Origin of the sequence: Microbacterium sp. NPDC056044, from assembly GCF_042267145.1 — a bacterium.
Lineage (GTDB): Bacteria > Actinomycetota > Actinomycetes > Actinomycetales > Microbacteriaceae > Microbacterium.
Map to the genome: position 1 here is coordinate 171,080 of NZ_JBHJWZ010000007.1, position 24,767 is coordinate 195,846.

The 24,767-nt window shown below is 70.6% G+C and carries 19 protein-coding genes; 8 read left to right on the forward strand and 11 right to left on the reverse strand.

The window, feature by feature from the left end; translation table 11 throughout:
* The first annotated feature begins 61 nt into the window (after positions 1-61).
* From ACFC1I_RS19905 to ACFC1I_RS19915, 3 genes are read left to right on the forward strand one after another with little or no spacing between them, the layout of a single operon-like run.
* On the forward strand, positions 62-1,741 hold the full coding sequence (locus ACFC1I_RS19905; RefSeq protein WP_376013525.1) for a circularly permuted type 2 ATP-grasp protein: 1,680 nt from the start codon (positions 62-64) through the stop codon (positions 1,739-1,741).
* A complete protein-coding gene (locus ACFC1I_RS19910) occupies positions 1,735-2,667 on the forward strand; it encodes an alpha-E domain-containing protein (protein ID WP_376013527.1) in 933 nt (310 codons plus the stop codon). Before ACFC1I_RS19905 ends, ACFC1I_RS19910 begins: the two co-directional genes overlap by 7 nt.
* Positions 2,664-3,509: a transglutaminase N-terminal domain-containing protein gene (locus tag ACFC1I_RS19915; protein ID WP_376013530.1), complete on the forward strand. Its 846-nt coding sequence runs from the start codon at positions 2,664-2,666 to the stop codon at positions 3,507-3,509. The genes ACFC1I_RS19910 and ACFC1I_RS19915 overlap by 4 nt, the downstream gene beginning before the upstream one ends.
* A gap of 21 nt (positions 3,510-3,530) precedes the next feature.
* Here the strand turns inward: ACFC1I_RS19915 and ACFC1I_RS19920 are convergent, their stop codons facing one another.
* The gene (locus tag ACFC1I_RS19920) at positions 3,531-5,138 is read right to left on the reverse strand and encodes an MFS transporter (RefSeq protein WP_376013533.1); all 1,608 of its coding nucleotides are present in this window, start codon (positions 5,136-5,138) and stop codon (positions 3,531-3,533) included.
* A 48-nt stretch (positions 5,139-5,186) separates the two neighbouring features.
* The gene (locus ACFC1I_RS19925; RefSeq protein WP_376013535.1) at positions 5,187-5,333 is read right to left on the reverse strand and encodes a hypothetical protein; all 147 of its coding nucleotides are present in this window, start codon (positions 5,331-5,333) and stop codon (positions 5,187-5,189) included.
* A gap of 159 nt (positions 5,334-5,492) precedes the next feature.
* On the opposite strand from ACFC1I_RS19925, the gene ACFC1I_RS19930 reads away from it, so the two are divergent.
* The gene (locus ACFC1I_RS19930; RefSeq protein ID WP_376013538.1) at positions 5,493-6,509 is read left to right on the forward strand and encodes a LacI family DNA-binding transcriptional regulator; all 1,017 of its coding nucleotides are present in this window, start codon (positions 5,493-5,495) and stop codon (positions 6,507-6,509) included.
* 5 nt (positions 6,510-6,514) lie between these two features.
* Here ACFC1I_RS19930 and ACFC1I_RS19935 read toward each other — a convergent pair whose 3' ends face one another.
* The 6 genes from ACFC1I_RS19935 to ACFC1I_RS19960 all read right to left on the reverse strand — a co-directional run bounded on the left by ACFC1I_RS19935 (position 6,515) and on the right by ACFC1I_RS19960 (position 13,586).
* Complete coding sequence (locus tag ACFC1I_RS19935) at positions 6,515-7,504, reverse strand: serine hydrolase domain-containing protein (protein WP_376013541.1); 990 nt, start codon at positions 7,502-7,504, stop codon at positions 6,515-6,517.
* Complete coding sequence (locus ACFC1I_RS19940; RefSeq protein WP_376013544.1) at positions 7,501-8,949, reverse strand: rhamnulokinase family protein; 1,449 nt, start codon at positions 8,947-8,949, stop codon at positions 7,501-7,503. Before ACFC1I_RS19940 ends, ACFC1I_RS19935 begins: the two co-directional genes overlap by 4 nt.
* Positions 8,946-10,982, reverse strand: coding sequence for a bifunctional aldolase/short-chain dehydrogenase (locus ACFC1I_RS19945; protein WP_376013546.1), 2,037 nt, complete (start codon positions 10,980-10,982; stop codon positions 8,946-8,948). Before ACFC1I_RS19945 ends, ACFC1I_RS19940 begins: the two co-directional genes overlap by 4 nt.
* Before the next feature lie 30 nt (positions 10,983-11,012).
* Positions 11,013-11,963, reverse strand: a complete 951-nt coding sequence (locus ACFC1I_RS19950) for an alpha/beta hydrolase fold domain-containing protein (RefSeq protein ID WP_376013549.1) — start codon at positions 11,961-11,963, stop codon at positions 11,013-11,015.
* A 64-nt stretch (positions 11,964-12,027) separates the two neighbouring features.
* On the reverse strand, positions 12,028-13,194 hold the full coding sequence (gene rhaI / locus ACFC1I_RS19955; RefSeq protein ID WP_376013552.1) for an L-rhamnose isomerase: 1,167 nt from the start codon (positions 13,192-13,194) through the stop codon (positions 12,028-12,030).
* The gene (locus ACFC1I_RS19960; RefSeq protein WP_376013555.1) at positions 13,191-13,586 is read right to left on the reverse strand and encodes an L-rhamnose mutarotase; all 396 of its coding nucleotides are present in this window, start codon (positions 13,584-13,586) and stop codon (positions 13,191-13,193) included. The genes rhaI and ACFC1I_RS19960 overlap by 4 nt, the downstream gene beginning before the upstream one ends.
* A 182-nt stretch (positions 13,587-13,768) precedes the next feature.
* On the opposite strand from ACFC1I_RS19960, the gene ACFC1I_RS19965 reads away from it, so the two are divergent.
* Positions 13,769-14,551: a nucleotidyltransferase domain-containing protein gene (locus ACFC1I_RS19965; protein WP_376013558.1), complete on the forward strand. Its 783-nt coding sequence runs from the start codon at positions 13,769-13,771 to the stop codon at positions 14,549-14,551.
* A 12-nt stretch (positions 14,552-14,563) separates the two neighbouring features.
* Here ACFC1I_RS19965 and ACFC1I_RS19970 read toward each other — a convergent pair whose 3' ends face one another.
* The 3 genes from ACFC1I_RS19970 to ACFC1I_RS19980 form a co-directional block, all read right to left on the reverse strand.
* The gene (locus ACFC1I_RS19970) at positions 14,564-15,481 is read right to left on the reverse strand and encodes a carbohydrate ABC transporter permease (RefSeq protein ID WP_376013561.1); all 918 of its coding nucleotides are present in this window, start codon (positions 15,479-15,481) and stop codon (positions 14,564-14,566) included.
* Positions 15,478-16,410, reverse strand: a complete 933-nt coding sequence (locus tag ACFC1I_RS19975) for a carbohydrate ABC transporter permease (RefSeq protein WP_376013564.1) — start codon at positions 16,408-16,410, stop codon at positions 15,478-15,480. The genes ACFC1I_RS19970 and ACFC1I_RS19975 overlap by 4 nt, the downstream gene beginning before the upstream one ends.
* An 80-nt stretch (positions 16,411-16,490) precedes the next feature.
* On the reverse strand, positions 16,491-17,813 hold the full coding sequence (locus ACFC1I_RS19980; protein WP_376013567.1) for an ABC transporter substrate-binding protein: 1,323 nt from the start codon (positions 17,811-17,813) through the stop codon (positions 16,491-16,493).
* Positions 17,814-18,079: 266 nt separating this feature from the next.
* Here ACFC1I_RS19980 and ACFC1I_RS19985 point away from each other — a divergent pair, with 266 nt between their 5' ends.
* From ACFC1I_RS19985 to ACFC1I_RS19995, 3 genes are all read left to right on the forward strand, one after another.
* Complete coding sequence (locus tag ACFC1I_RS19985; protein ID WP_376013570.1) at positions 18,080-20,767, forward strand: family 78 glycoside hydrolase catalytic domain; 2,688 nt, start codon at positions 18,080-18,082, stop codon at positions 20,765-20,767.
* 59 nt (positions 20,768-20,826) lie between these two features.
* Positions 20,827-23,637, forward strand: coding sequence for a family 78 glycoside hydrolase catalytic domain (locus tag ACFC1I_RS19990; RefSeq protein WP_376013573.1), 2,811 nt, complete (start codon positions 20,827-20,829; stop codon positions 23,635-23,637).
* Positions 23,638-23,729: 92 nt separating this feature from the next.
* Positions 23,730-24,737: a LacI family DNA-binding transcriptional regulator gene (locus ACFC1I_RS19995; RefSeq protein WP_376013576.1), complete on the forward strand. Its 1,008-nt coding sequence runs from the start codon at positions 23,730-23,732 to the stop codon at positions 24,735-24,737.
* The last annotated feature ends 30 nt before the right edge of the window (positions 24,738-24,767 follow it).

Consider the following 24,767-nt stretch of genomic DNA (forward strand, 5'->3'; position numbering starts at 1 on the left):
GACGGGCCAGGAGAACGGATCGGAAACACGAGCGCAACGAAGGCCGCATTAGGCTCTTCGCATGGGTGATCTGTTCGACGGCTACGGCTCCACGCTGGCGCCGCGCAAGACGCCCTCGGGGGTTCCCGCGTTCGACGAGATGTTCGGGAGCCCGGCCCACCCGGGAGCCCCGGCCGAGTCGCGCGAGGCCTACCGAGAGCTCTACCAGGCGCTCGCGCAGATGACCCAGGAGGAGCTGCGCGGCCGCACCGATTCGCTCGCGGACTCCTACCTCGCGCAGGGCGTGACCTTCGACTTCGCGGGTGAGGAACGGCCCTTCCCGCTGGATGCCGTGCCCCGCGTCATCACGTACGACGAGTGGTCGCGGATCGAGGCGGGTGTCAAGCAGCGCGTGCGCGCGCTCGAGGCGTTCCTCGACGACGCGTACGGACACCAGTTCTGCGTGCGCGACGAGGTGCTGCCCGCAGGTCTCATCGCGAGCTCGCAGTACTTCTACCGCCAGGCCGCGGGCATCCAGTCGGCCAACGGCGTGCGCATCCAGGTGTCGGGCATCGACCTGATCCGCGACGAGCACGGCGAGATGCGCGTGCTCGAAGACAACGTCCGCGTGCCGTCGGGCGTCAGCTACGTCATCTCGAACCGCCGCGTCATGGCGCAGACGCTGCCCGAGCTGTTCGTCTCGATGCGCGTGCGCCCCGTCGGCGACTACCCGAACAAGCTGCTCGCGGCGCTGCGGGCATCTGCGCCCGCAGGCATCGAGGACCCGAATGTCGTCGTGCTGACGCCCGGCGTCTACAACTCCGCGTACTTCGAGCACACGCTGCTCGCGCGCCTCATGGGCGTCGAGCTCGTCGAGGGCCGCGACCTCCTGTGCATCGGCGGCAAGGTCTTCATGCGCACGACGCGCGGCCCCAAGCGCGTCGACGTCATCTACCGTCGCGTCGACGACGACTTCCTCGACCCGCTGCAGTTCCGCGCGGACTCGATGCTCGGTGCCCCGGGACTCATGCTCGCGGCGCGCCTGGGCAACGTCACGATCGCGAACGCCGTGGGCAACGGCGTCGCCGACGACAAGCTGCTGTATACGTACGTGCCGGACCTCATCCGGTACTACCTGGCTGAGGAGCCCATCCTCAAGAACGTCGACACGTGGCGCCTCGAGGACCCGAATGCGCTCGAAGAGGTGCTCGACCGCCTCGACGAGCTCGTGGTGAAGCCGGTCGACGGCTCGGGCGGCAAGGGCCTGGTCGTGGGGCCCGACGCCTCGCCCGCCGAGCTCGAGAAGCTCCGCCAGAACCTGCTCGCCGACCCCCGCGGCTGGATCGCGCAGCCCGTCGTCATGCTGTCGACGATCCCCACGCTCGTGGAAGACGGGATGCGTCCGCGCCATGCGGATCTCCGCCCCTTCGCGGTCAACGACGGCGAGGACGTCTGGGTGCTCCCCGGCGGCCTCACCCGGGTCGCGCTGCCCGAAGGCCAGCTCGTCGTGAACTCGTCGCAGGGCGGCGGCTCGAAGGACACCTGGATCGTCGGCGGCTCGGCCCCGGCCCAGGTCGAGTACGGGCAGGGGGTCGCCGGGCTTGTCGCCGATCAGGCCGCGACGGTGACCGAGGCCATCCCGATCATCTACGACGCCCAGACCGAGCCCACGCACTCGCCGCAGGACCGCCCGCGCAGCCGCGTCGAGCAGCAGGAGCAACAGCAGCAGCAGGCGCAGCAGGACGGGGGTGCGTCGTGCTGAGCCGCATCGCCGAGTCGCTCTTCTGGATCGGGCGCTATATCGAGCGCTCGGACGGCACCGCCCGCATCCTCGACGTGCACCTGCAGCTCCTCCTCGAGGACCCGTGGATCGACGAGGACACGGCGTGCCGGTCGCTCCTCAGCGTCATGGGGTCGCTGCCGCCCGAGAGCGTCGACCAGGTGCGCCGCGAGGACGTGCTGTCGCGCCTCGCCGTCGACCGCATGAACCCGTCGAGCATCGCTTACGCCCTCACCGCGGCGCGTGAGAACGCGCGTCGCGCGCGCGAGATCGTCTCGACGGAGCTGTGGGAGACCCTCAACACGACGAACGCGCGCATGCCGCGACGCCTGCAGGCCGACCGCGTGCACGACTTCTTCCAGTGGGTGCGCGAGCGCTCGGCGCTGGCCGTCGGCATCGTCGACTCGTCGACGAGCCGCGACGAGGCGTGGCAGTTCTTCACGCTCGGCCGCAGCATCGAGCGGACCGACATGACCGCGCGCCTGCTCGCGACGAGGTCGCTGACAGAGGCATCCGGTCCGTCGTGGACCACCATCCTGCGCTCGTGCGGCGCGTACGAGGCGTACCTGCGCACGTACCGGGGCATGCCGAGCGCACGCAACGCCGCCGAGTTCCTGCTGCTCGACCGGCTCTTCCCGCGCTCGATCATCTACTCGATCCAGCGTGCCGAGGAGTGCATGAGCGCCATCGACCCCCGCGCCGACCGCGTGGGCCACTCCAACACGGTGCTGCGGGCCCTCGGCCAGATCCGCAACGACCTCGAGTACCGGCCGATCTCCGAGATCCTCAGCGAGCTGCCGACGCACATGGACCGCGTGCAGACCGTCACGCGCGAGGCATCCGAAGCCATCCGCGGCCGGTTCTTCCCGACGCAGGCAGAGCCCAGCTGGATCGGAGAGATCTCATGAAGCGCCTCCGGATCGAGCACCAGACCGGCTTCAGCTACCAGGGCGACGTGACCGCGTCGTACAACGAGGCGCGCATGCTGCCCGGCTCCACCGACAGCCAGTTCGTGCTCAACTCGTCGCTCGACATCGAGCCGTCGACCTCCGTCAACCAGTACGTCGACTACTTCGGCACGCGGGTCGCGGCGTTCGACGTGCTGTCGCCGCACTCGTCGCTCACGATCACGGCGCGCTCGCTGGTCGAGGTGCGTCCGCGCCCGCTCGAGCACATCGACATCACGTGGGACGGCCTCGCCCGCGAGGCGAGCCGCTCGCTCGAGACCGTCGAGCAGCTGTCGCAGACCCGGCGGACCAAGCCGCACGACGAGGTTGCCGAGCTCGCCCGGTCGATCGCGGCGCAGCACGACCACCCCGGCCGCGCCGCGCACGCGATCGCGGTCGCCATCGGCGACGCCGTCGAGTACATGCACGGCATCACCGGCGTGCACTCGACCGCCGCCGAGGCGTGGGAGGCCCGCAAGGGCGTCTGCCAGGACATGGCCCACATCGCGCTCGGCGCGCTGCGCGAGGTCGGCATCCCGGCGCGCTACGTGTCGGGCTACCTGCACCCGCGGCCGTCGGCCGAGGTCGGCGTCGCGGTGACCGGCGAGTCCCACGCGTGGATCGAATGGTTCGCGGGCCAGTGGCAGGGCTTCGACCCCACGAACAACATCGAGATCGGCGACCGCCACGTTCTCGTCGGCCGGGGCCGCGACTACGGCGACGTGCCGCCGCTGCGCGGCGTGTACGCGGGCCCGTTCAAGAGCAACCTGCACGTCAAGGTCACGATCACCCGCGAGGCGTAGCGAGCGGACGGATGCCGCGGCTCAGGCGGGTTCGACGGCTTCGGCCTCGACGCGCTCCTCGTCGCGCGGCCGTCCGCCCCCGAGCGAGAGCGTCGCCAGCAGGCCGACCGTGAGGAAGCCCGCGGCGGCGAAGCTGGCGTACTTCGTGCCCTCCGAGAACGCGGCCTTGGCGTCGTCGGCGAGCTGCGCGGTCTGCGGTGAGCCGGCGAGACCCGCGATCGCGCCGCCGGCGCTGTCGACGACGGCCGAGACGACCTGGTCGCGCTGTTCGGCGGGGATCCCGCGGTCGTCCAGCCTCGCCGTGAGGACCGCGGAGGTCGTCGAGAAGAGGATCGTGCCGAGGATCGCGATGCCGAGCGCCGCGCCGAGCTGGCGCGCCGTCGACTGGGTTCCCGAGGCCTGGCCGCCCTCGGCGGTCGGCACGTCGGCGAGCACGACGCCCGTGAGCTGCGCGGTCGCGAGCCCGACGCCGATTCCGTACACGAAGAGCGCGGGGACGAGGGGCACCCACGAGGCGTCGGGCGCGATGACGAACCCGACCGCCGCGATGCCGATGATCTCGGCCACGATCCCGACGCGCACGATCCACACCGGCGCGACGCGTCCGCTGAGGGCCCCCGCCAGCCCGCTCGCGGCGAAGGATCCGATGGCCAGGGCTAGGAGGATCAAGCCGGTCTGGACGGCTTCGAAGCCGAGCACGAACTGCAGCCAGAGCGGCAGCGCGAGGATCAGGCCGAACTCGCCGAGCGAGACCACCATCGCGGCGATGTTGCCGTTGCGGAACGAGGGGATGCGGAAGAGCCCGAACGCGATGACCGTCGGCTTGCCGGCCCGGCGACGGTGCAGGCCCCACCAGATGAACGCCACGACGCCGACGGCCGCGACGGCGAAGGCCACGGCGACGGGGGAGAGGTCCCAGGGCCAGGTCCAGTCGCCGATCGTGAACTGCTTGTCGGTGGTGAGCCAGCCGTAGGTGCGACCTTCGATCAGGCCGAAGACCAGGGTGCCGACGGTGATCACCGACAGCAGCGCTCCGACGACGTCGATCGACACGGCATCGCCGCGCGATTCGTCCACGGTCAGCAGCACTCCGACCACGATCGCGATGCCGAGCGGCACGTTGATGAGGAACGCCCAGTGCCACGAGAACTCGGTCGTCAGCCAGCCGCCGAGCAGCGGGCCGACCGCGGCCATGCCGCCGATCGTCGAGCCCCAGACGGCGAAGGCGATGGCCCGCTCGCGGCCGCGGAACGTCGCGTTCAAGAGCGACAGCGTGGTGGGCAGCATCATCGCCCCGCCGATGCCCTGGATGAAGCGCGCGGCGATGAGGAGCTCGCCCGTCGTCGCCATCGCTGCGCCGATCGACGCGAGGGTGAAGACGACCACGCCGATGAGCAGCATCCGTCGCCGTCCCCACCGGTCGGCGAGCGCACCGAAGACGAGCAGCAGCGACGCGAAGACGAGGGTGTACGCCTCCTGCACCCACTGCACCTCGCTGGACGTGATGCCCAGGTCGTCGACGATGGCCGGGATCGCGACGTTCACGATGGTGGAGTCGACGATGATGAGCGCGACGGCGACGCTGATGAACACCAGCCCCGCCCAGCGGCGGCGTGAACCCGAGGTCATATCGCTAGCTTATCTAGCGATCTCCCCCCGAGCCAGATTCTTCTCCCGTCAGGCGGGAGGATTGTCAGGGTCGAGCGTCTCGAGGGTGTCCTCCTCGACGGGGTTGTCGGCCTCGAGCTGCCCCTCGGTGGTCTCGTCGCCGCCGAGAGGGTTCTCGCCCGCGGGCGTGTCGTCTTCGGTTCGCCGTTCGTCCATGCCGGTCACGCTAGCGCGGGATGGATGCTGCGCCCCGGGGCTTGACGAGACCGCCAGGGACGCACCCCTTCGCCGCATGGTGCCGCCACGGGGTGGACGGCTCTCTCCCGGGCGCGCCGGGGTACCTTTGCCCTGAGGCATGCGCAGACGAGGAGAAGCATGACGGACGCCCCATCCCCGCGCCACACGACGATCGAAGACGTCGCGCGGACGGCCGGCGTCTCTCGTGCCGCCGTGTCGAAGGTGCTGCGCAACGCGTACGGCGTGAGCGACGGAATGCGCGAGCGGGTGACGGCCGCGATGTCCGAGCTGAACTACCGTCCGCGGATCGCGGCACGGGCGATGCGCGGACGCACGTACACGCTCGGCATCGAGCTTCCGGATCTGGCGAACCACTTCTTCGCGCGGATCGTGCGCGGTGCCACGAGCGCCCTCGAAGGAACGCCGTACCAGCTCATCATCGCTCCCGCCGAAGCCGGGGCGCGGGAGGGCCTGCGCGCGCTCGAGGCGCTGGTGGACCGTCAGGTGGACGGAGTCATCGCCGTCTCGCCCCGCGTCGACGAAGCGGGGCTGGAGCGGATCTCCGGGTCTGTCCCTGTCGTGATGTTCGGGCGCCACGACACCTCCGACCGGTACGACGTGGTCGCGGGCGACGACGCCGCGGGGGCGCGTGCGGCCATGCGGCATCTGCTCGACCTCGGCCACCGCCGCATCGCGCACCTCACCCTGCACGAGGCAGGTGCCTTCGAGCCGTTTCCGCACGGCGCGCGCCTGCGTGAGTACGAGGGTGCCATGGTGGCCGCCGGGCTCGGCGATCACGCGGCGGTCTGGCGCACCGACGAGGGCGAGGGGCCGTCCTCGGAGGTCGTGCGCCGCATGCTCGCGGACGGGACGACGGCGACCGCCGTGTTCGCGGCCCACGACGAACTCGCCTTCGGCGCGATGCGCGCGGCGGAGGAGGTGGGGGTGCCGCTCGCCGTGGTCGGGTACGACGACGTTCCCATGGCCTCTCATCCCGCGCTCGGGCTCACGACCGTCCACCAGCCCGGTGAAGCGATGGGCGCGCGTGCCGTCGAGATGCTGCTGGAGCGCATCGCCGGGCGCACCGAGGCGATGCACGAGATCTTCGAGATCGAGCTGAAGGTGCGCACCTCCACGCGCGCTCCTTCGAGCTGAGGGGATCAGCGCGCCGCGACCACCGTGTTGTCGAGCTCGTCCAGGTCGACGCCGGGGCGCTCGGCCTGGTTCGTCAGCAGCACGAAGGCGACCCCGGCAGTCGGGTGCACCCAGAACTCGGTTCCCGCCCAGCCGCCGTGGCCGAACACATCGCGGTCGATCAGCCCCGGCGCGCGCGTGCGCAAGTTGAACGTGAAGCCCCAGTCCTGGCCGCGCTCGGCGACGTACGGCTCGAGTCGGGGGAGCCCCACGGTGAGCGGCCGGCGCATCATCGCCAGCGTCGCCGGCTGCACGACGCCGCCGGTCTCGCCCTGCCCGATCCGCAGCAGCGCCGAGCCGAGCGCGAGCAGGTCGCCGGCGGTGCCGATCATTCCGGCACCCGGATTGCGGTGGCTCGCGAAGCCCGCCATGTCGAGGCCGAGGCGCTCGGCATCGACGACGGTGTGCGGGTCGGCGGCCGGATCGAGCGTGAAGCCCGCCGCGCCGAGCGCGGGCGCCCACGCCGAGATGTCGGCATCCCATTCGCGTCCGGCGGTGTGCCGCACGAGCGCGGCGATGCCGTCGAAGGCCACCGTCGAGTAGCGCGAGGCGGCGCCGGCGGCGAAGTCGCGGCCCGGCGCGAGCAGCGCGGCCCGCAGCCCGCCCGCGGGATCGAGCGACGGCTCGGGGATGCCCGCGGTGTGGCTCACGAGGTGCCGCAGGCGCACCACGTCGTCGCGAGAGCCGCCGAACTCGGGCACCGCGGCGCGGAGCGGCGTCTCGGTCGTCAGCAGCCCGCGCTCGATGGCGCGCGCTGCCGTGAGGCCGGTGAGCACCTTCGTGATCGAGAACAGCCAGTACGGGTCCTCGACGCGCGCCGCGCGCCCGTTCGTCGCGCCGAACGCGTCGAGCGCGACGACGCCGTCCGCGGTCGCGACGCCCAGCACGGCGCTGGGCAGGCGCCCCGCCGCGACGTGGCGTCGGGCCCAGTCGAATGCGGCCGCGTAGCCGGTCACGACCGCGGTTCGTAACGCTCGGGGGAGACGGATGCCGCGACCACGAGCCGCAGGTCCTCGAGGGTCGCGTCGGGCCCGAACCAGCCGTGCGCACGCGCCTGCACGAGCACGTTGCCGAGCGCCGTCGCCTCGACGGGACCCGCGAGCACGGGAAGCCCCGACCGGTCGGCCGTCGCCTGGCACAGCAGGCGGTTGAGCGCGCCGCCGCCCACGATGTGGATCACGTCGATGTCGCGGTCGGTGAGACGGCCGGCTGTCGCGACCGCATCGGCGAACGCCTGCGCGATCGACTCGACGATCGTCCGGGCGAACGCCTCGCGCGTCGCGGGCACCGTGGCGCCCGACTCGCCGAGCACTGCCGCGATGCGGGCGGGCATGTCGCCCGGCGCCGACAGTCGCGCGTCGTTCGCGTCGAACAGCGGGATCTCGCCGGAGACCTGCGCCGCAGCATCCAGCAATCCCGGAAGATCGATCGCCGCGCCGTCCTCGGCCTCCCACGTGCGCACGGCCTCGCTGAGCAGCCACAGGCCCGTGACGTTGTGCAGGAACCGCACGCGCCCGTCGACGCCGCCCTCGTTCGTGAAGTTCGCCTCGCGGGCCGCGTCGCTGACGACGGGCGCGTCGAGCTCGACGCCGACCAGGCCCCACGTGCCGCAAGAGATGTACGCCGCGTCGGGAGTGCTGAGCGGCACCGCGACGACGGCCGAGGCCGTGTCGTGCGAGCCGACCGCGACCACCTCGAGCGCAGCGCCGATGCGCTCGCGCGCCTCGCCGTGGAGCGTGCCGACCTCGTGGCCCGGATCGATGAGGGGAGGCAGGACGGATGCTGCGATCCCGAGCCGCGCCGCGAGCTCGAGGTCCCACTCGCCGGTGCGGACGTCGACGAGACCCGTGGTCGAGGCGTTCGTGCGCTCGGCGAACCGGGCGCCGGTCAGGAGGAATGCGACCAGGTCCGGGATGAGAAGCGTCACATCGGCGTCTGCCAGGCGCTGCTCGACGGCGTACTGGTACAGCGTGTTGAACGGCAGGAACTGCAGGCCGTTGCGGCGGTACAGCTCCTCGAACGAGGTCTCGCCGTGCACGAGCTCGACGCCGCGCGCGGTGCGCTCGTCGCGGTAGTGGAACGGCTCGTCGAGCAGCTCCCCGGCGCTCACGAGGCCGTAGTCCACGGCCCACGAGTCGATGCCGATGCTCGCGATGCCGGGCTCACGGCGCAGCCCCTCGGTGAGGCCCTCCACGATGTGGCGGTAGAGCGCGGTGAAGTCCCAGTGCAGGTCGCCGTCGGCGCCGGGCACGGGTCCGTTCGGGAATCGCGACACCTGCTCGAGGCGCAGCATCCCGTCGTCCACGTAGCCGAGCATCACGCGCCCGCTGGTCGCGCCGAGGTCGACGGCGGCGACGACGCCGCCCCGCGGGGCGGCGTCGTCGGTGATCGGGTCCGTCATCGCAGGAACGCGGCGGCGACGCCGGAGTCGACGGGGATGTGGAGGCCGGTGGTGCGGGTGAGCTCGGGGCCGGTGAGCACGTACACCGCGTCGGCGACGTTCTCGGGCACGACCTCGCGCTTGAGGATCGTGCGGTTCGCGTAGTACTGGCCCAGGTCCTCTTCCTTCACGCCGTAGGTCGCGGCGCGGTTGGCGCCCCAGCCGGCGGCGAAGATGCCCGAGCCGCGCACGACGCCGTCGGGGTTGATGCCGTTGACGCGCACGCCGTGCTCGCCGAGCTCGACCGCGAGGAGGCGCACCTGGTGGGCCTGGTCGGCCTTGGTCGCCGAGTACGCGATGTTGTTCGGGCCGGCGAAGACGGAGTTCTTCGACGAGATGTAGATGACGTCGCCGCCGAGCTTCTGGTCGATGAGGATCTTCGCGGCGGCCTTCGACACCAGGAACGAGCCCTTGGCCATGACGTCGTGCTGCAGGTCCCAGTCCTTCTCGGTGGTCTCGAGCAGCGGCTTCGACAGCGACAGGCCGGCGTTGTTGACGACGAGGTCGACCCCGCCGAACGCGAGCACGGCGGCGTCGAACGCGGCCTGGATCGCGTCGGCGTCGGCGACGTTCGCGGCCACGCCGATCGCGACGTCGGTGTTACCCAGCTCGGCCGCGGCGGCCTGTGCCTTCTCGAGGTCGAGGTCGGCGACGATCACGCACGCGCCCTCGGCGGCGAGGCGGGTCGCGATGGCCTTGCCGATGCCGGATGCTGCGCCCGTGACCAGTGCGATACGGCCCTGGTGGGTCTTGGGCTTCGGCATGCGCTGCAGCTTCGCCTCTTCGAGGGCCCAGTACTCGATGCGGAACTTCTCGGCGTCGGAGATGGGCGTGTAGGTCGAGAGCGACTCGGCGCCGCGCATCACGTTGATGGCGTTGACGTAGAACTCGCCGGCGACGCGGGCGGTCTGCTTGTTCGCGCCGTACGAGAACATGCCGACGCCGGGGATGAGCACGATGAGCGGGTCGGCGCCGCGGATCGCGGGGCTCTCGGCGGTCGCGTGCGCGTCGTAGTACGCCTGGTAGTCGGCGCGGTACTCCTCGTGCAGCTCCTTGAGGCGCGCGATGGAGTCCTCGACGGACGCGTCGGCGGGGAGGTCGAGGATGAGCGGCTTGACCTTGGTGCGCAGGAAGTGGTCGGGGCAGCTGGTGCCGAGCGCGGCGAGCTCGGGAGCGCGCTCCGAGGCGAGGAAGTCGGTGACGACCGCGGCGTCGGTGAAGTGGCCGACCATGGGCTTGTCCGCCGACGCGAGACCGCGGATCGTGGCCGCGAGGGCGGCGGCCTTGGCGCGACGCTCATCCTCCGGAAGCGCCTCGAAGCCGGCGCGCACGCCGCCGAACGGGTCGGCCTTGCCGTTGGCGTCGATGTAGGCCTGGGCGGTCTCGATGATCCAGAGCGAGTTCTTCTCGGCCTCGTCGGAGGTGTCGCCCCACGCGGTGATGCCGTGGCCGCCGAGGATCGTGCCGATCGCCTGCGGGTTCTTCTCCTTGATGGCCGCGATGTCGAGGCCCAGCTGGAAGCCGGGGCGGCGCCACGGCACCCACACGACCTTGTCGCCGAAGATCTTCGCGGTCAGCTCCTCGCCGTCGGCAGCGGTCGCGATCGCGATGCCCGAGTCGGGGTGCAGGTGGTCGACGTGCGCGGCGTCGACGAGGCCGTGCATCGCGGTGTCGATCGACGGGGCCGCGCCGCCCTTGCCGTGCAGGCAGTAGTCGAACGCGGCGACCATCTCGTCCTCGCGCTCGACGCCGGGGTAGACGTTCACGAGGGCGCGCATGCGGTCCAGGCGCAGCACCGCGAGGCCCTGCTCCTTGAGGGTGCCCAGGTCGCCGCCCGAGCCCTTCACCCACAGCAGCTCGACGGGCTCACCGGTGACCGGGTCGGTCTCGGTGCCCTTGGCGGACGTGTTGCCGCCCGCGTAGTTGGTGTTCTTCGGGTCGGCGCCGAGGCGGTTCGACCGCGTGATCAGGTCGGTGACAGCCGGGTTGGTCATGATGCGTTCCTTCTGATGTGGCTGGGGCGCTCAGGCGAGCGAAGCGGTGACGGGCTGGGGGTGGCTGGCGGGAAGCGCGGCGAGGCGGGTCGCGAACCGCTGGATGGTGACGGGTGCTGCGGCCTCATGCGGACGGTTCAGATGGCCGTGCTCGGTGCCGGGCTCGGTGACCACCTCGATCGGGCGGCCTGCGGCGCGGAGCGTCTCGGCGAACGCCTCGCCCGAGACGCGGAGCTCGTCGACGTCGCCGTTGACCATGAGGGTCGGCGGGAACTGCACGAGGTCGGCGGGGCGTGCGAGCCCCGGGATCGCGGCGATCGGTGCATGCTCGACGGAACCGCCGAGGTAGTTCTCGTACATGCCGCGCACGAGGTCGGCGCCGAAGCGGTCGGCGCCGGGCTGCGCGTCGAGCGCGGCGCGCAGCGCCGCATCGGGTGCGGGCTGCACGGCGAGCAGCGTCGGGTAGGCGAGCAGCACGAGCGCGGGAAGCGCCGCGCGGCGCTCGATGAGCCGCAGCGTCGCGCCCGCGGCGAGGTTGCCGCCGGCGCTGGTGCCGCCGATCGCGAGGCGGTCGGGATCGACGCGGAGGCGCCCGGCGTTGCCGACGAGCCACGCCCAGGCCGCGAGCATGTCGTCGGATGCGGCGGGGTAGTGGTGTCCGGCGACGGCCGGGGCCGCAGCATCCATCCCCACGCCCCCTCCACGCGCCGCTGGCGCGTCGCGCGGAGCCTCTGGGCGCGTGGGCCCACCTCGCAAAGCAGGTCCGTCCGGCACTGCAGGAGAGGGTGCGAGGCGGTAGTCGACCGACACGACGGTCGTGCCGCGCGAGGCGAGCTCTGAGGCGACCCAGTCGGACTCGGGCATGTCGAGGTCGCCGAACGCGAAGGCGCCGCCGTGCGCCCACACGAGTCCGGTGCCGTTCGGCTCGCGCGCCGGGTAGACGCGTACGAGTCCGTCGGCGGCGGAGTACGGCTCACTCATGTCGGTCCTTCGGAGGGAAGTGGTGCACCGGGGGCGCGGTGTTCCGCGCCCCCGGTGAGTCGGGTTACGCGCCCCAGCCGGCCTGCGTGCCGCCCACGCGGTCCGCAGCGATCTTCTGCTGGTAGCCGGATGCCGCGTATGCGGCCATCGGGTCGGCGGCGAGTCCGCGCGACTCGCGCCACTCGGCCAGCGCCGGGCGCACGTCGGTGTAGAACGCGTCCATGAACACGGCGTTCGCGGCGAGGACGTCGTTCGCCTGCTGCGCGGCGGCGAGCGCGTCGCGGTCGACGAGGAGCGCGCGGGCCGTCATCTCCTGGACGTTGAGCACCGAGCGGATCTGCCCGGGGATCTTGTCCTCGACGTTGTGGCACTGGTCGAGCATGAACGCCACGTCGGGGTTGTTGAGACCGCCGCCGCGCACCACCTCGAAGATGATGCGGAACAGCTGGAACGGGTCGGCCGCGCCCACGATGAGGTCGTCGTCGGCGTAGAAGCGCGAGTTGAAGTCGAACGAGCCGAGCTTCCCGAGGCGCAGCAGCTGCATGACGATGAACTCGATGTTGGTGCCCGGCGCGTGGTGGCCGGTGTCGAGGCAGACCATCGCCTTGTCGCCGAGCGAGGCGACCTGGGCGTAGGAGGTGCCCCAGTCCGGAACGTCGGTGTGGTAGAACGCCGGCTCGAAGAACTTGTACTCGAGCACGAGGCGCTGCTCCTCGCCGAGCCGGTCGTAGATCTTCTGCAGCGAGTCCTGCAGGCGGTCCTGACGGGCGCGGATGTCAGCCTGCCCCGGGTAGTTCGAGCCCTCGGCGAGCCAGATCTTGAGGTCGCGCGAGCCGGTCGCATCCATGATGTCGATGCACTCGAGGTGGTGGTCGATCGCCTTGTTGCGGATGCGGTCGTCGTGGTGCGTGAGCGCCCCGAACTTGTAGTCCTCGTCCTGGAAGGTGTTCGAGTTGATGGTGCCGAGCTCGACGCCGAGGTCCTCCGCGTGGCGGCGCAGGTCGGAGTAGTCGTCGACCTTGTCCCACGGGATGTGCAGGGCCACGCTCGGCGCGAGCTTCGTGTAGGCGTTGACCTGCGCGGCATCCGCGATCTTCTCGTACGGGTCGCGCGGTGTGCCGGGCGTCGTGAACACGCGGAAGCGCGTGCCGGAGTTGCCGAACGCCCAGCTGGGCAGCTCGATGCCCTGGCCTTCGAGAGCGGACTGGATGTCGGGTGACAGCGTCGTCATGATGCGGTGCCTTCTTCGGTGGTGTCGGTCGCCGCGCCCCGGGCGGCGGCGAGTTGGTCGTGCAGGTTGAAGATCTCGGTGAGCGGGGTGGCCGCCTGGTCGGGCCGGCCCTCGAGGCCGACGAAGAACCGGCCCATCTCCGCCTCCCAGCGCGCGGCGACCTCGGAGCCGGCGAGGTAGGCCTGTGCGGCCTCGTCATCATCGGTCTCGTAGTAGCCGATCAGGCGTCCGCCTTCGCCCAGGAAGAGCGAGTAGTTGCGGCGACCCGAGGCGGCGATCTCGGCGAGCATCTCGGGCCACACCGGCGTGTGGCGGGCGATGTACTCGTCCAGCAGTTCGGGTCGCACCGTCAGCTGGAAGCAGACGCGCTTCGTCGCGGTCGCGCTGGTCATGGGTGGGACGCCTCTCGGGTGGGCGGCGATGTCGGCTGCGACACCGCCGGTGCGATGAATCGTTTCAACGATAGACGGCGAGTCTGCTTTCCGCAAGCGGGAGAGCGCTTTCCGTTGAATCGGACGCCGTGCGCAACGATGTGTCGATAGCGTGAGAGCCGATTCGACGCGAGGGAGCACGGATGGAGCATCAGGAGCGGGCGCTGGCCGCCTATGTGGAGTCGGTGCGGGAGCAGCCCGGGGCTCTGGGAGTGGTGCTCGTCGGATCGGTCGCCCAGGGCAGGGAACGCGAGGACTCCGACGTCGACGTGTATCTCGTCGTCGACGAGCAGCGCTTCGCGGACGAGACCGCGCAGGGGCGCTTCGCCTGGGTCGAACGACGCGACCTCGACTACCCCGGCTCGTACATCGACATCAAGCTCGTGAGCCCGTCGTATCTCGCCACGGCCGTCGAGAAGGCCGACGACCCGACGCGGGCCTCCTTCCTCGGCGCCCGGGTGGCATGGAGCGTGGTCGCGGGCCTCGAGGAGACGATCGCCCGCATCGTCGAGCTCCCGGACGAGGTGTGGGACGACCGCGTGCGCTCGTTCGTCGCGCAGGCCCACCTGTACGGCGGCTACTTCCTGCGCCAGGCGGTCGAGCGTGGCGACGGATTCCTCCGCCGCCACGCCGGACTCCACCTGGCGCTGGCCGCCGCGCGCGCGGCGCTCGCAGCGAACCGTGTCATGCTTCCCGGCCCCAAGTACGTCTCGAAGCTGGTCGATGCCGTTCCGACGCCCGCCGGCTTCGTCGAGGCCTGGCGTCAGGTCGTCGACGAGCCCGGCATCGAGGTCGCGGACGAGCTGATGCGCATCCTCGACGAGTGGGTGGGGGACGGCCTCAGCCCCGACGAGGCGCTGTCGACGTTCATCCGCGACAACGAACTCGCCTGGCTCCGGGGGAGTGTCCCCGCGGAGTTCTGGTGACGCCAACGCCCATCACCCCTTGACCGCTCCGCTGGTCATGCCCGCGACGATCTGCCGATTGAAGAAGATGTACATGATGAGCGGCGGGATGGTCGTCAGCAGGATGTACATGAACAGCAGGTTGAACTGGCTCACGGTCTGGCTCTGGAAGTTGTAGAGGCCGAGCTGCACCGTGGGGTAGTCGTTGCCGGGCAGGAAGTACAGCGGGTTCTGGAAGTCGCTGAACACGAACACCGCCTGCACCACGATGACCGTGACGATCACGGGCTTGAGCAGCGGCAGCACCACCGTGAAGAACAGTCGCATCGGACCGGCGCCGTCGATGATCGCGGCCTCGTCGAGCTCACGGGGGATCGTGGCGACGAAGGCGCGGAACAGCAGCACGCAGAATGCCAGTCCGTACGTCGCCTCGATCAGGATCATGCCGGGGATCGTCTTGAACAGCCCGACGCCCTGCAGCACCCAGATCGTGGGAACGACCGCGGGGGGCACGATGAGCGCCGCGAGAACGGCGAAGTTGATGAACGGGTTGAGCTTCGTGCGCTTGCGCTGAAGGACGTATCCCACCATCGCGGCGAGGACGACCATGATGGCGCAGCTGAAGACGGTGATGACGGTCGACCAGAGGAAGGCCCACAGCACCTGGTAGTCGTTCTTCTCGATCACCTCGACGAGGTTCGGCCAGAACTGCCACTCGGTCGGGAGGCTGAACTGGACCAGGCCCGCTTCCTTCGAGTCCTTCGCGGACTGCAGGAACACGAACACGAAGGGCACGAGGAAGACCACGACGGAGACGATGATCGCGATGATGCCGACCAGGTACTTGCGCATCCATCGACGCGCCGTCATCGGGCGCCGGTCTTCCCGCGTGGCGCGGCCGCCGCGCAGCTTGCGGGCGTCGGCGGTGGTGAGGGTCTCGGTGACGGTCACAGCTCCGCCTCCCTTCTGTTGAGGAACCACGACACCGGCACCATCACCGCCGTGACGACGATGAACAGGATGACGTTGCCCGCGGTGGACAGGCCGAAGAAACCCGCCTGGTACTGCTTGTAGATGACGGAGGCGATCACGTCGCTGGAGAAGCCGGGGCCTCCCTTGGTCATCGCCCAGATCATCGCGAACTCCCGGAGCCCGCCGATGAGGGACAGGATGATGACGGTCGCGGTCGCGGGGCGCACCAGCGGCAGGGTGATGTTGCGGAAGATCGACCAGGCGCCCGCGCCATCCATGCGGGCGGCCTCGAAGTACTCGTGCGGGATGGCGACGATGCCTGCCATGAAGATCAGCGTGGCGATGCCGACGCCCTTCCAGATGTCGACGCCCGCGACGGTCAGCAGGGCGAGGCTCGGGTCGGTGTACCAGCCGGGCTCGGGGAGGTTGAAGAACCCGAGCACGTTGTTCACGACGCCGTGGAACGGATCGAGCAGCGCCTTGAAGGTCAGGCCGACGCCGATCGTGGAGACGAGGACCGGGAAGAACACGACGGCGCGCAGATAACCGCGACCGAGGATGGGCCCGGTCAGGAGCAGGGCGAGTGCCAGCCCCAGCACGACCTTCGACGCAGAGGTGACGAAGCCGTAGATGAAGGTGTTGATGAAGCCCTGGACGAGCTGAGGCTCCTGGAAGAACTGGACGAAGTTGTCGAAGCCGATGAACTCGACATTGAACAGTGTCCAGCGGGTCAGTGAGAAGTAGAACGACGCGAACGTCGGCACCGCGAAGAACACGAGGAACAGCACGGCGGCGGGGATGTAGAACCAGCTGGGATAGGGGCTTCGGATGCCCTTGCGCTTCTTCTGGCCGGAGGTGCCCTTGGTAGCGGGTGGGGCCGCTCCGGTCGGCGCGACTGCGGTCGTCATTTTCACTCCTTCGTGAAACGGGGCCGGCGGCGTGGCCGCCGGCCCCGGTCTTACCTGTTCTCAGTGAACCCGGTGCCTGATCACCAGCCCGGGAGACCCAGCTGCTGGGCCTGCTTCTTCACATCGTCGTCGTACTGCGCCGCGCCGTCCTCGGCGCCGGTGATGCCGGAGCCGACGGCGACGGTGATGTTCTCGAGGTTCGGTCCCTTGATGGGGGAGAGGAACTCGAGAGCGGACCCGGTGGCGCCGGAGTCGAAGTACGCCTGGATGTCGTTCACCAGGTCGGGCACGTCGCTGGGCAGCGTGCAGGCGCTGGTGACGTACGGTCCGGCGATCGAGCCGCCCTCGTTCTGCACCTGGCAGCCCTCGTCGGAGTTGGCGAACGCCACGAACTTCTTGGCGGCGTCGAGCTTGTCGCCCTCGGTGGACTTGGCGATGTAGATGGCGTTCGGCTGCCACATCGTGATCGCGGTGTCGGCGGCGTCCGCTGCCGGCAGCGCGAACACGCCGATGTCGTTCACCAGGTCGGGGTTGTCCTGCTGGACCTGCGAGATGGTCGCCGACAGCATCGGGTACTGCGCGCCCGTGCCTTCCGCCAGAGCATTCATCGCCTGGGCGTTGGTCATCGAGGCGAAGTCCTCGTTGAGCAGGCCCTTCTCGAAGACCTCGGCGCCGTGGGTGAAGCCCGCCAGTGCCGGCTCCTCGACGTACTTGGCCTTCGGGTCGTTGGCGGTGTACTCCTCGGCCCAGTCGGGGTTGACCTTCGAGACGTTCGCGAAGTCGCCGAGGACGAACAGCTGGCTGGTCCAGGTGTCGCCGAAGGACTGCAGGATCGGGGCGACGCCGCCGCCGTCGGACTTGATCTTCTCGCTGTTCGCGATGAACTCGTCCCACGTCGTCGGGACCTCGAGGCCCAGCTTCTCGTAGACCTTCTTGTTGTAGAGCACCGCGCCGGCGAACGACGTGCCCCAGGGCGCGCCGTAGAGCCCGTTGTCGGTCGACACGACGGCCTTGAAGTCGTCGGTGAGGTCCTTGACCCAGTCCTCGTCGCTGAGGTTCACGAGCGTCTGGTCGGGGTTCAGCGCCTGCATGAGCGAGCCCGAGTTGTAGTGGAAGACGTCGTTCATCGAGTCCGTCGACAGCTTCGTCTTCATGAGGTTGTCGCCCTCGGTGCCGCCGGGCTGAGTCTCGAGCTTGACGGTGATGTCGGGGTTGGCCTTCTCGAATGCGGCGATGAGCGCCTTCGCCTGGTTGGTGTTGGCGTCGTCGCTCTGGGTGAGATAGCTGATCTCGACCTTGCCGTCGTTCGAACCGCCGCCGCCGCTGCACGCGGCCAGCGGCACGGCGAGTGCCACGATGCCCGCACTCGCGAGGAGCACTCTCCGGGTCGAAGAGCTCTTCATCTTTACCTCCTTGTAAAGCCGAGCGGATGGTCCGCCCACGCTGCCGGATTCCCTGGTGCTGCGTTGATCGACTCGCTGCCCACGTGGGCGTTGAAACCATTCAACCCTCGTAACGTACGTCGCATCCGTAGATCGGTCAACAGTGGATTCGAATCTTGCCCGTCACGATCGTGTAACGGTCTACACTTTGATTGACAACCAGCGTGAATCGTTTCACGATGGTCGAGCGGATCGGCGACGCGGCCGACCGCCGAAAGGACACAGCCATGACGGCTCTTCCCTCTCCCACCGCAGTCGATACCGCCGTGCGTGCGGTCGGACTGCGCTCCCAGCACGGCACGGGACTGCTCGGCGTGCCGCGCGCCGGGCTGCGCCTGAGCTGGCGCGCCGAGAGCGACGACCCCGATGCCCACCTCGTCGGCTATCAGGTGGCCGAAGGCGCTGAAGGAGCCGAGCCCACGCCTGCGGAGCCGGTCGCCGGCTCCCGGACGGTGGGCATCGCGGTCCCGGTCGAGCTCGCGGCCCGGGAGCGGCGCGCGTTCTCCGTGCGCGTCGCCACGCCGCGTGGGTGGAGTGCGTGGAGTGAGCCGCTGGTCGTCGAGGCCGGTGTCGACGGACCGGGGCTCGAGGCATCCGTGATCGGCGCCGACACCCCAGCCGACGGACCCGTGCCGCTGCTGCGGACCGAGTTCGTCCTCGACGAGGTGCCGACGACGGCCCGGCTGCGCCTGACCGCGCTCGGTCTCGTCGATGCGTGGATCAACGGCGTCCGCGCGACCGACGCCCTCCTCACGCCGGGGTGGACCTCGTACCAGGAGCGCATCCTCGTCGACACGCTCGACGTCACCGCGCTCCTTCGCGAAGGGACGAACGTCCTCGTCCTCGCTGTCGCCGACGGCTGGTACCGCGGCAGCTTCGGCTTCGCCCGCCGCCAGGCCATCTACGGCGACCGCACCGGCGCGCTCGCGCAGCTCGAGGCCGACGGCGAGATCATCGCGAAGACGGATGCCTCGTGGCAGGCCGGGTCCGGACCGCTCCGCAGTGCCAGCATCTACGACGGCACCGTGACGGACCTGCGCCTCGATGACCCCGCCGTGCACGAACCCGGGTTCGCGGGCGAGGGGTGGGTCGCGGCATCCGTCATCGCCTTCGACGCGACGCGATTCGAACCGCGCTCGGCGCCGCCGGTGCGCGTGGTGGCGGAGCTGCCGATGGCGCCCACGCCGCACGCCGGCCGCACGCGCCTGGACGGCGGGCAGAACCTGTCGGGCTGGGTGCGACTGGTGGTGCGCGGCCGTGCGGGCGATGTCGTCACGGTCCGCCACGCCGAGGTGCTCGAACCCTCGGGTGACCTGCACGTCAAGGCCCTGCGGTCGGCCAAGGCCACAGACGTCTACACGCTCGACCGCGACGGCCAGCACACGCTGGAGCCCGCGTTCACGTTCCACGGCTTCCGCTACGCCGACGTCGAGGGCGCCGAGGTCCTCTCGGCGACGGCGGTCGCGATCTCGAGCGATCTCGCGCCGCGGAGCGCCTTCTCGTCGTCGCACGAGGCGCTCGATCGATTCCACTCGAACGTCTTCTGGTCGCAGCGCGACAACTTCGTGTCGGTGCCCACCGACTGCCCGCAGCGCGATGAGCGACTCGGCTGGACCGGCGACGCGCAGGCGTTCGCGGCGACGGCGAATACGCTCATGGACACCGAGTCGTTCTGGATGTCATGGCTGCGCGATCTCGAGATCGACCAGACCGATGAGGGCGGCGTGCCCGCGGTCGTGCCCGACATCATCCGCCCGCAGGACATGCTCATGGGCGGCGTGCCCACCGAGAATATGGGCCGGGCCGGATGGGCGGATGCCGCCACCATCGTGCCGCTCGCGGTCTACGAGTCGTACGGCTCGACGGAGGTGCTCGCGCGTCAGCGCAGCAGCATGCGGCGCTGGGTGGAGCACCTGCGCCGCCGCGCCGGCGACGGCGTCGTGCTGCCGGGCGGCGACTTCCAGTTCGGCGACTGGCTCGACCCCGACGCCCCCGGCGAGCGGCCCTGGGAGGCCAAGGTCTCGAGCGAGTTCGTCGCGAACGCTTTCTACTCGTGGTCGGCACGCCTGCTCGCCCGCGCCGAGCGCATCCTGGGCGACGCCGAAAGCGCCGACGACTACGAGGCCCTCGCGGAGCGCGTCGGAGCCGCGAGCTTCGAACGCTGGGGCGAGGAGGCGATCCGCACGCAGAGCGGTGCGGCGATCGCCCTCGAATTCGCCCTGGCGCCGGCCGATCGCCGCACCGAGATCGCGGACGCGCTCGCCGAGAACGTGCGCCGCGAGAACGGCCGTATCGCGACCGGCTTCCTCGGCACACCCCTCGTGCTGTTCGCGCTGTCGAACTCGGGCCACCTCGACGAGGCGTACCTCATGCTGCTGCGTCGTGACGCCCCGTCATGGCTCTACCAGGTGGACCGCGGCGCGACGACGGTGTGGGAGCGCTGGGACGCCATCCTCCCCGACGGCAGCATCCACTCCGGTGCCATGGACGCGCTCCCCACCGAGGACGCCTCGGAAGAGGACACCGGCATGCTGTCGTTCAATCACTACGCGTACGGCGCGATGATCGACTGGGTGTACCGCACGGTGGCGGGCCTCGCGCCGGACGCCGCAGACCCCGGTTACCGCACCGTCCACGTGGCTCCCCGCCCGGCCGTAGGGCTCGAGCACGCCTCGGCGTCGCTCCAGACCCCGCAGGGGCGTCTCGCGATCGACTGGCGCGTCGACGGCGATGTCTTCGAGGCCGTCCTCGAGGTGCCCTTCGGCTCGCGTGCCGTGCTCGACCTCCCGGTCACCGCGGGCTCGGAGACGGCCGTCGACGGCGCTCCTGCCCCCACCGAGCTCGGCCACGGCACGCATCGCATCACGGTCACCGCGCCCGCTGTCGCGACCCCCGCCGCGGTCGTGCCGGCCTGACCGCAGCATCCGTCCACAGAACACCGAACCCCACACACCAGACCCCTTCAAGGAGTGCCATGAGCGGCCCCGTTCCCCACATCGTCGTCGACGCGCCGCACGGCAGCGACGTCGTCGCCTCGCCCGCGCCGGAGTTCGGATGGCGCACCGAGACCGCAGTGCCCGGCTGGCTGCAGGCCTCCGCAGAGATCGAGGTCACGCGCGGGGATGAGACGACGTCCCACCGCGTCGACGGCCGCGCCTCGACGCGCATCGCATGGCCGTTCCCCCCGCTCGGGCCGCGCGAAGAGGTCTCGCTGCGCGTGCGGGTCACGGGCGTCGACGGAGTCGAGGGCGAATGGAGCGCACTGCGCCGCGTCGTGGCCGGCTTCCTCGGCGAGGGGGAGTGGCAGGCCGCGACGATCGGCCTCGCCGCGCCCGCCGAGAACGCGCAGCCCGCGTACCTGCGCACCGAGTTCGACGTGACCGGCCCGGTCGCGCGCGCCACCCTCTATGCGACGGCGCTCGGCGTGTATCAGGTGGCGATCGACGGCGTCGATGTCGACGACCAGGTCATGAAGCCGGGCTGGACGCCGTACGCGCACCGCACCATCCATGAGACCACCGACGTCACGGGCCTGCTCGCCGAGGGGCGCAACGCGATCGGCGTGCGCCTCGCGGGTGCGTGGGCGACGGAGCGCTTCGGCTTCCGCGAGAACGCCCGGCCGCTCTACTCCCACCAGCCCCGCTTCGCCGGTCAGCTGCTCATCGAGTACGCCGACGGGTCGACCGAGTGGGTGCGGACGGATGCCTCGTGGCAGGCGTCCACCGGACCCCTCACAGCGAGCGGGCTCTATGCGGGTGAGGACTACGACGCCCGGCGGGCGCTCGTGGACTCCGAGGGGCGCGGCTTCTCGGAGGCCGGCTACACCGGCGAGGGCTGGACGCCGGTCGCCGCGTTCGACGCGCTGCGCACGCCCGAGGCCCGCGTCTCGCCGTTCGTGCGTCCCATCGAAGACCTCGCCGTGAGCGAGGTCATCACGACCCCGAGCGGCAGGACCGTCCTCGACTTCGGGCAGAACCTGGTCGGCCGCCTCCGGATCCGCGTGTCGGGTCCCGCGGGCACCGTGGTCACGCTGAAGCATGCCGAGGTGCTCGAGGACGGCGAGCTCGGCACGCGGCCGCTGCGCGCCGCCGCCGCGACCGACCACTACACGCTGTCGGGCGAGGGGGTCGAGGAATGGGAGCCGGAGTTCACCTTCCACGGGTTCCGCTACGCCGAGATCGAGGGGTGGCCCGGGGAGTTCGACCCCTCTGCCGTCACCGCGGTCGTCATCCACAGCGACATGCAGCGCACCGGCTGGTTCGAGGCATCCCATCCCCTCGTCAACCAGCTGCACGAGAACATCGTGTGGGGCCTGCGCGGCAACTTCCTCTACCTGCCGACCGACTGCCCGCAGCGCGATGAGCGCCTCGGCTGGACCGGCGACATCCAGGTGTTCGCGCCGACGGCGTCGTTCCTCTACGACGTGCGCGGGTTCCTCGACTCATGGCTGCGCGACCTCGCACTCGAGCAGGTCGACGGTGTCGTTCCCTTCGTGGTGCCGAACGCCCTCGGTGCGGCGCGCCCGGCCGCGGCGTGGGGCGATGCGGCGACCGTCGTGCCGTGGGTGCTGCACGAGCGCTACGCCGACGTCGCCACCATCGAGCGCCAGTACCCGAGCATGAAGGGCTGGGCGGACGTGCTGATCCGGCTGGCCGGGCCGCGCCGGCTGTGGGAGGGCATGTTCCAATTCGGCGACTGGCTCGACCCCGACGCGCCGCCGCACCTGCCCGCGAACGCGAAGACGGACGCCGACATCGTCGCGTCGGCATACCTCTTCCGATCGGCGGACGCCGTGGCCCGCGCTGCCGCACTCCTCGGAAAGGACGACGAGGCGCAGGAGTACGCGCGGATCGCGGAGGAGGTGCGCGCCGCGTTCCTCGCCGAGTACGTGACGCCCTCCGGACGCATGATGTCGGACGCGCAGACCGCATACGCGATGGCGATCGTGTTCGACATCGTCCCCGCCGACCAGCAGGAGGTGCTCGGTGCGCGGCTCGCCGAGCTCACGCGCCTGTCGGGCTATCGCATCAGCACCGGGTTCGTCGGCACGCCGATCATCCAGGACGCACTGACTCGCACCGGTAACCTCGAGACCGCGCGCCGCCTGCTGGTGCAGACCGAGAACCCGTCGTGGCTGTACCCCGTCACCATGGGCGCGACCACCATCTGGGAGCGGTGGGACTCGATGCTCCCCGACGGGTCGATCAACCCGGGCGAGATGACGTCGTTCAACCACTACGCGCTCGGCGCGGTCGGCGACTGGCTGCACAGGGTCGTGGCGGGTCTCGCGCCTGACGCGCCCGGCTACGAGCGGCTCCGCATCGCTCCGCGCCCGCTCGCCGAGTTCGACCACGCCTCGGCCGAGCACCTCACGCCGTACGGCACCGCCCGTGCGGGATGGTCGCGCAAGGACGGTGTCCTGCGCGTCGAGGCGACCGTGCCGCCGAACACGACGGCCGTCGTCGTGCTGCCCGACGGCCGCGAGCTCGAGGTCGGCTCGGGGACCCACGAGTGGGAGGTCGCCGAGCCCGCACGTGCGGCCGCCGCGTCGCGCATCGGCATGGACTCGACCCTCGCCGCCGTCATCGACGACCCCGAGGCGTACGAGGCCATCGGCGAGGTGCTCGAGGCCTCGAGCCCCGAGGCCGCGCACGGCTTCCGCACGCACACGAAGTGGTCGGACGCCCGCGAGCTCGGCGAGGCGCTCTTCATGCACGCCGGCCCCGAGACGCAGCAGGAGATCGCCGCGGCACTCGCCGCGCTGTCGGCCGAGCGCGAGGGATGACGGCGGATGCGTGAGCCCGATCGGGGTGCGAGGGAGACCGCTTGCCCCGTGCCCTACACTCGCGGGAAGCGGATCTGAACACTGGGGGTGTCATGGTGGTGAGCGTGCGCGATGTCGCGGCTGCGGCATCCGTCTCCGTCGGCACGGTCTCGAACGTCCTCAATCGTCCCGAGAAGGTGTCGCCCGCGACCGTCGAGCGCGTGACGCGGGCGATCGAGGAACTGGGCTTCGTGCGTAACGACGCCGCACGGCAGCTGAGAGCCGGTCGCAGCCGCAGCATCGCGCTGATCGTGCTCGACGCCGGCAACCCGTTCTTCGCCGAGGTCGCCCGAGGTGCGGAGGACCGCGCCGCCGAGGCCGGGATGAGCGTGCTGCTCGGCAACAGCGACGAACGCTCCGACCGTGAGGACGCGTACCTCGAACTCTTTCGCGAGCAGCGGGTGAACGGCGTGCTCGTCACGCCCGTCGACGGCGACCTCGCCGGGCTCGCCCGCCTGCACTCCGGCGGGGTGCCGGTGGTGCTCGTCGACCACGAGGACGCCGAGAGTGCGTTCGGATCGGTGTCGGTCGATGACGTCGAGGGCGGCTACCTCGCGGTGTCGCACCTGCTGTCGACCGGGCGCCGCCGCGTCGCGTTCATCGGCGGCCCCCGCACGATCCGTCAGGTCGCGGACCGTCTCGAGGGCGCGCGTCGCGCTGTCGCCGAGGTGGAGGGTGCGAGCATCGAGGTCGTCGAGATGTCGGCGCTGTCGGTGCTCCAGGGGCGCGAGGCGGGGGAACTCCTCCGCGGCCGCCCCGCTGCCGACCGGCCCGACGCGGTGTTCGCCGCGAACGACCTGCTCGCCGTCGGCGCCCTGCAGGCTTTCACGCTGATGGCCGACGTGCAGGTTCCGCGCGACATCGCGCTGATCGGCTACGACGACATCGACTTCGCGTCGGCGACGGTCGTGCCGCTCAGCTCGATCCGCCAGCCCGCGCACCTCATCGGCTACACCGCCGTCGACCTGCTCCTCAAGGACCTCGAAGAACCCGACGGCCACCACGAGCGCACCGTCCGGTTCCAGCCCGAGCTGGTCGTGCGGGAGTCCACGGGGGGCTGACGCCGGGTGCCGCGTTGCCCCGCCCCGCGG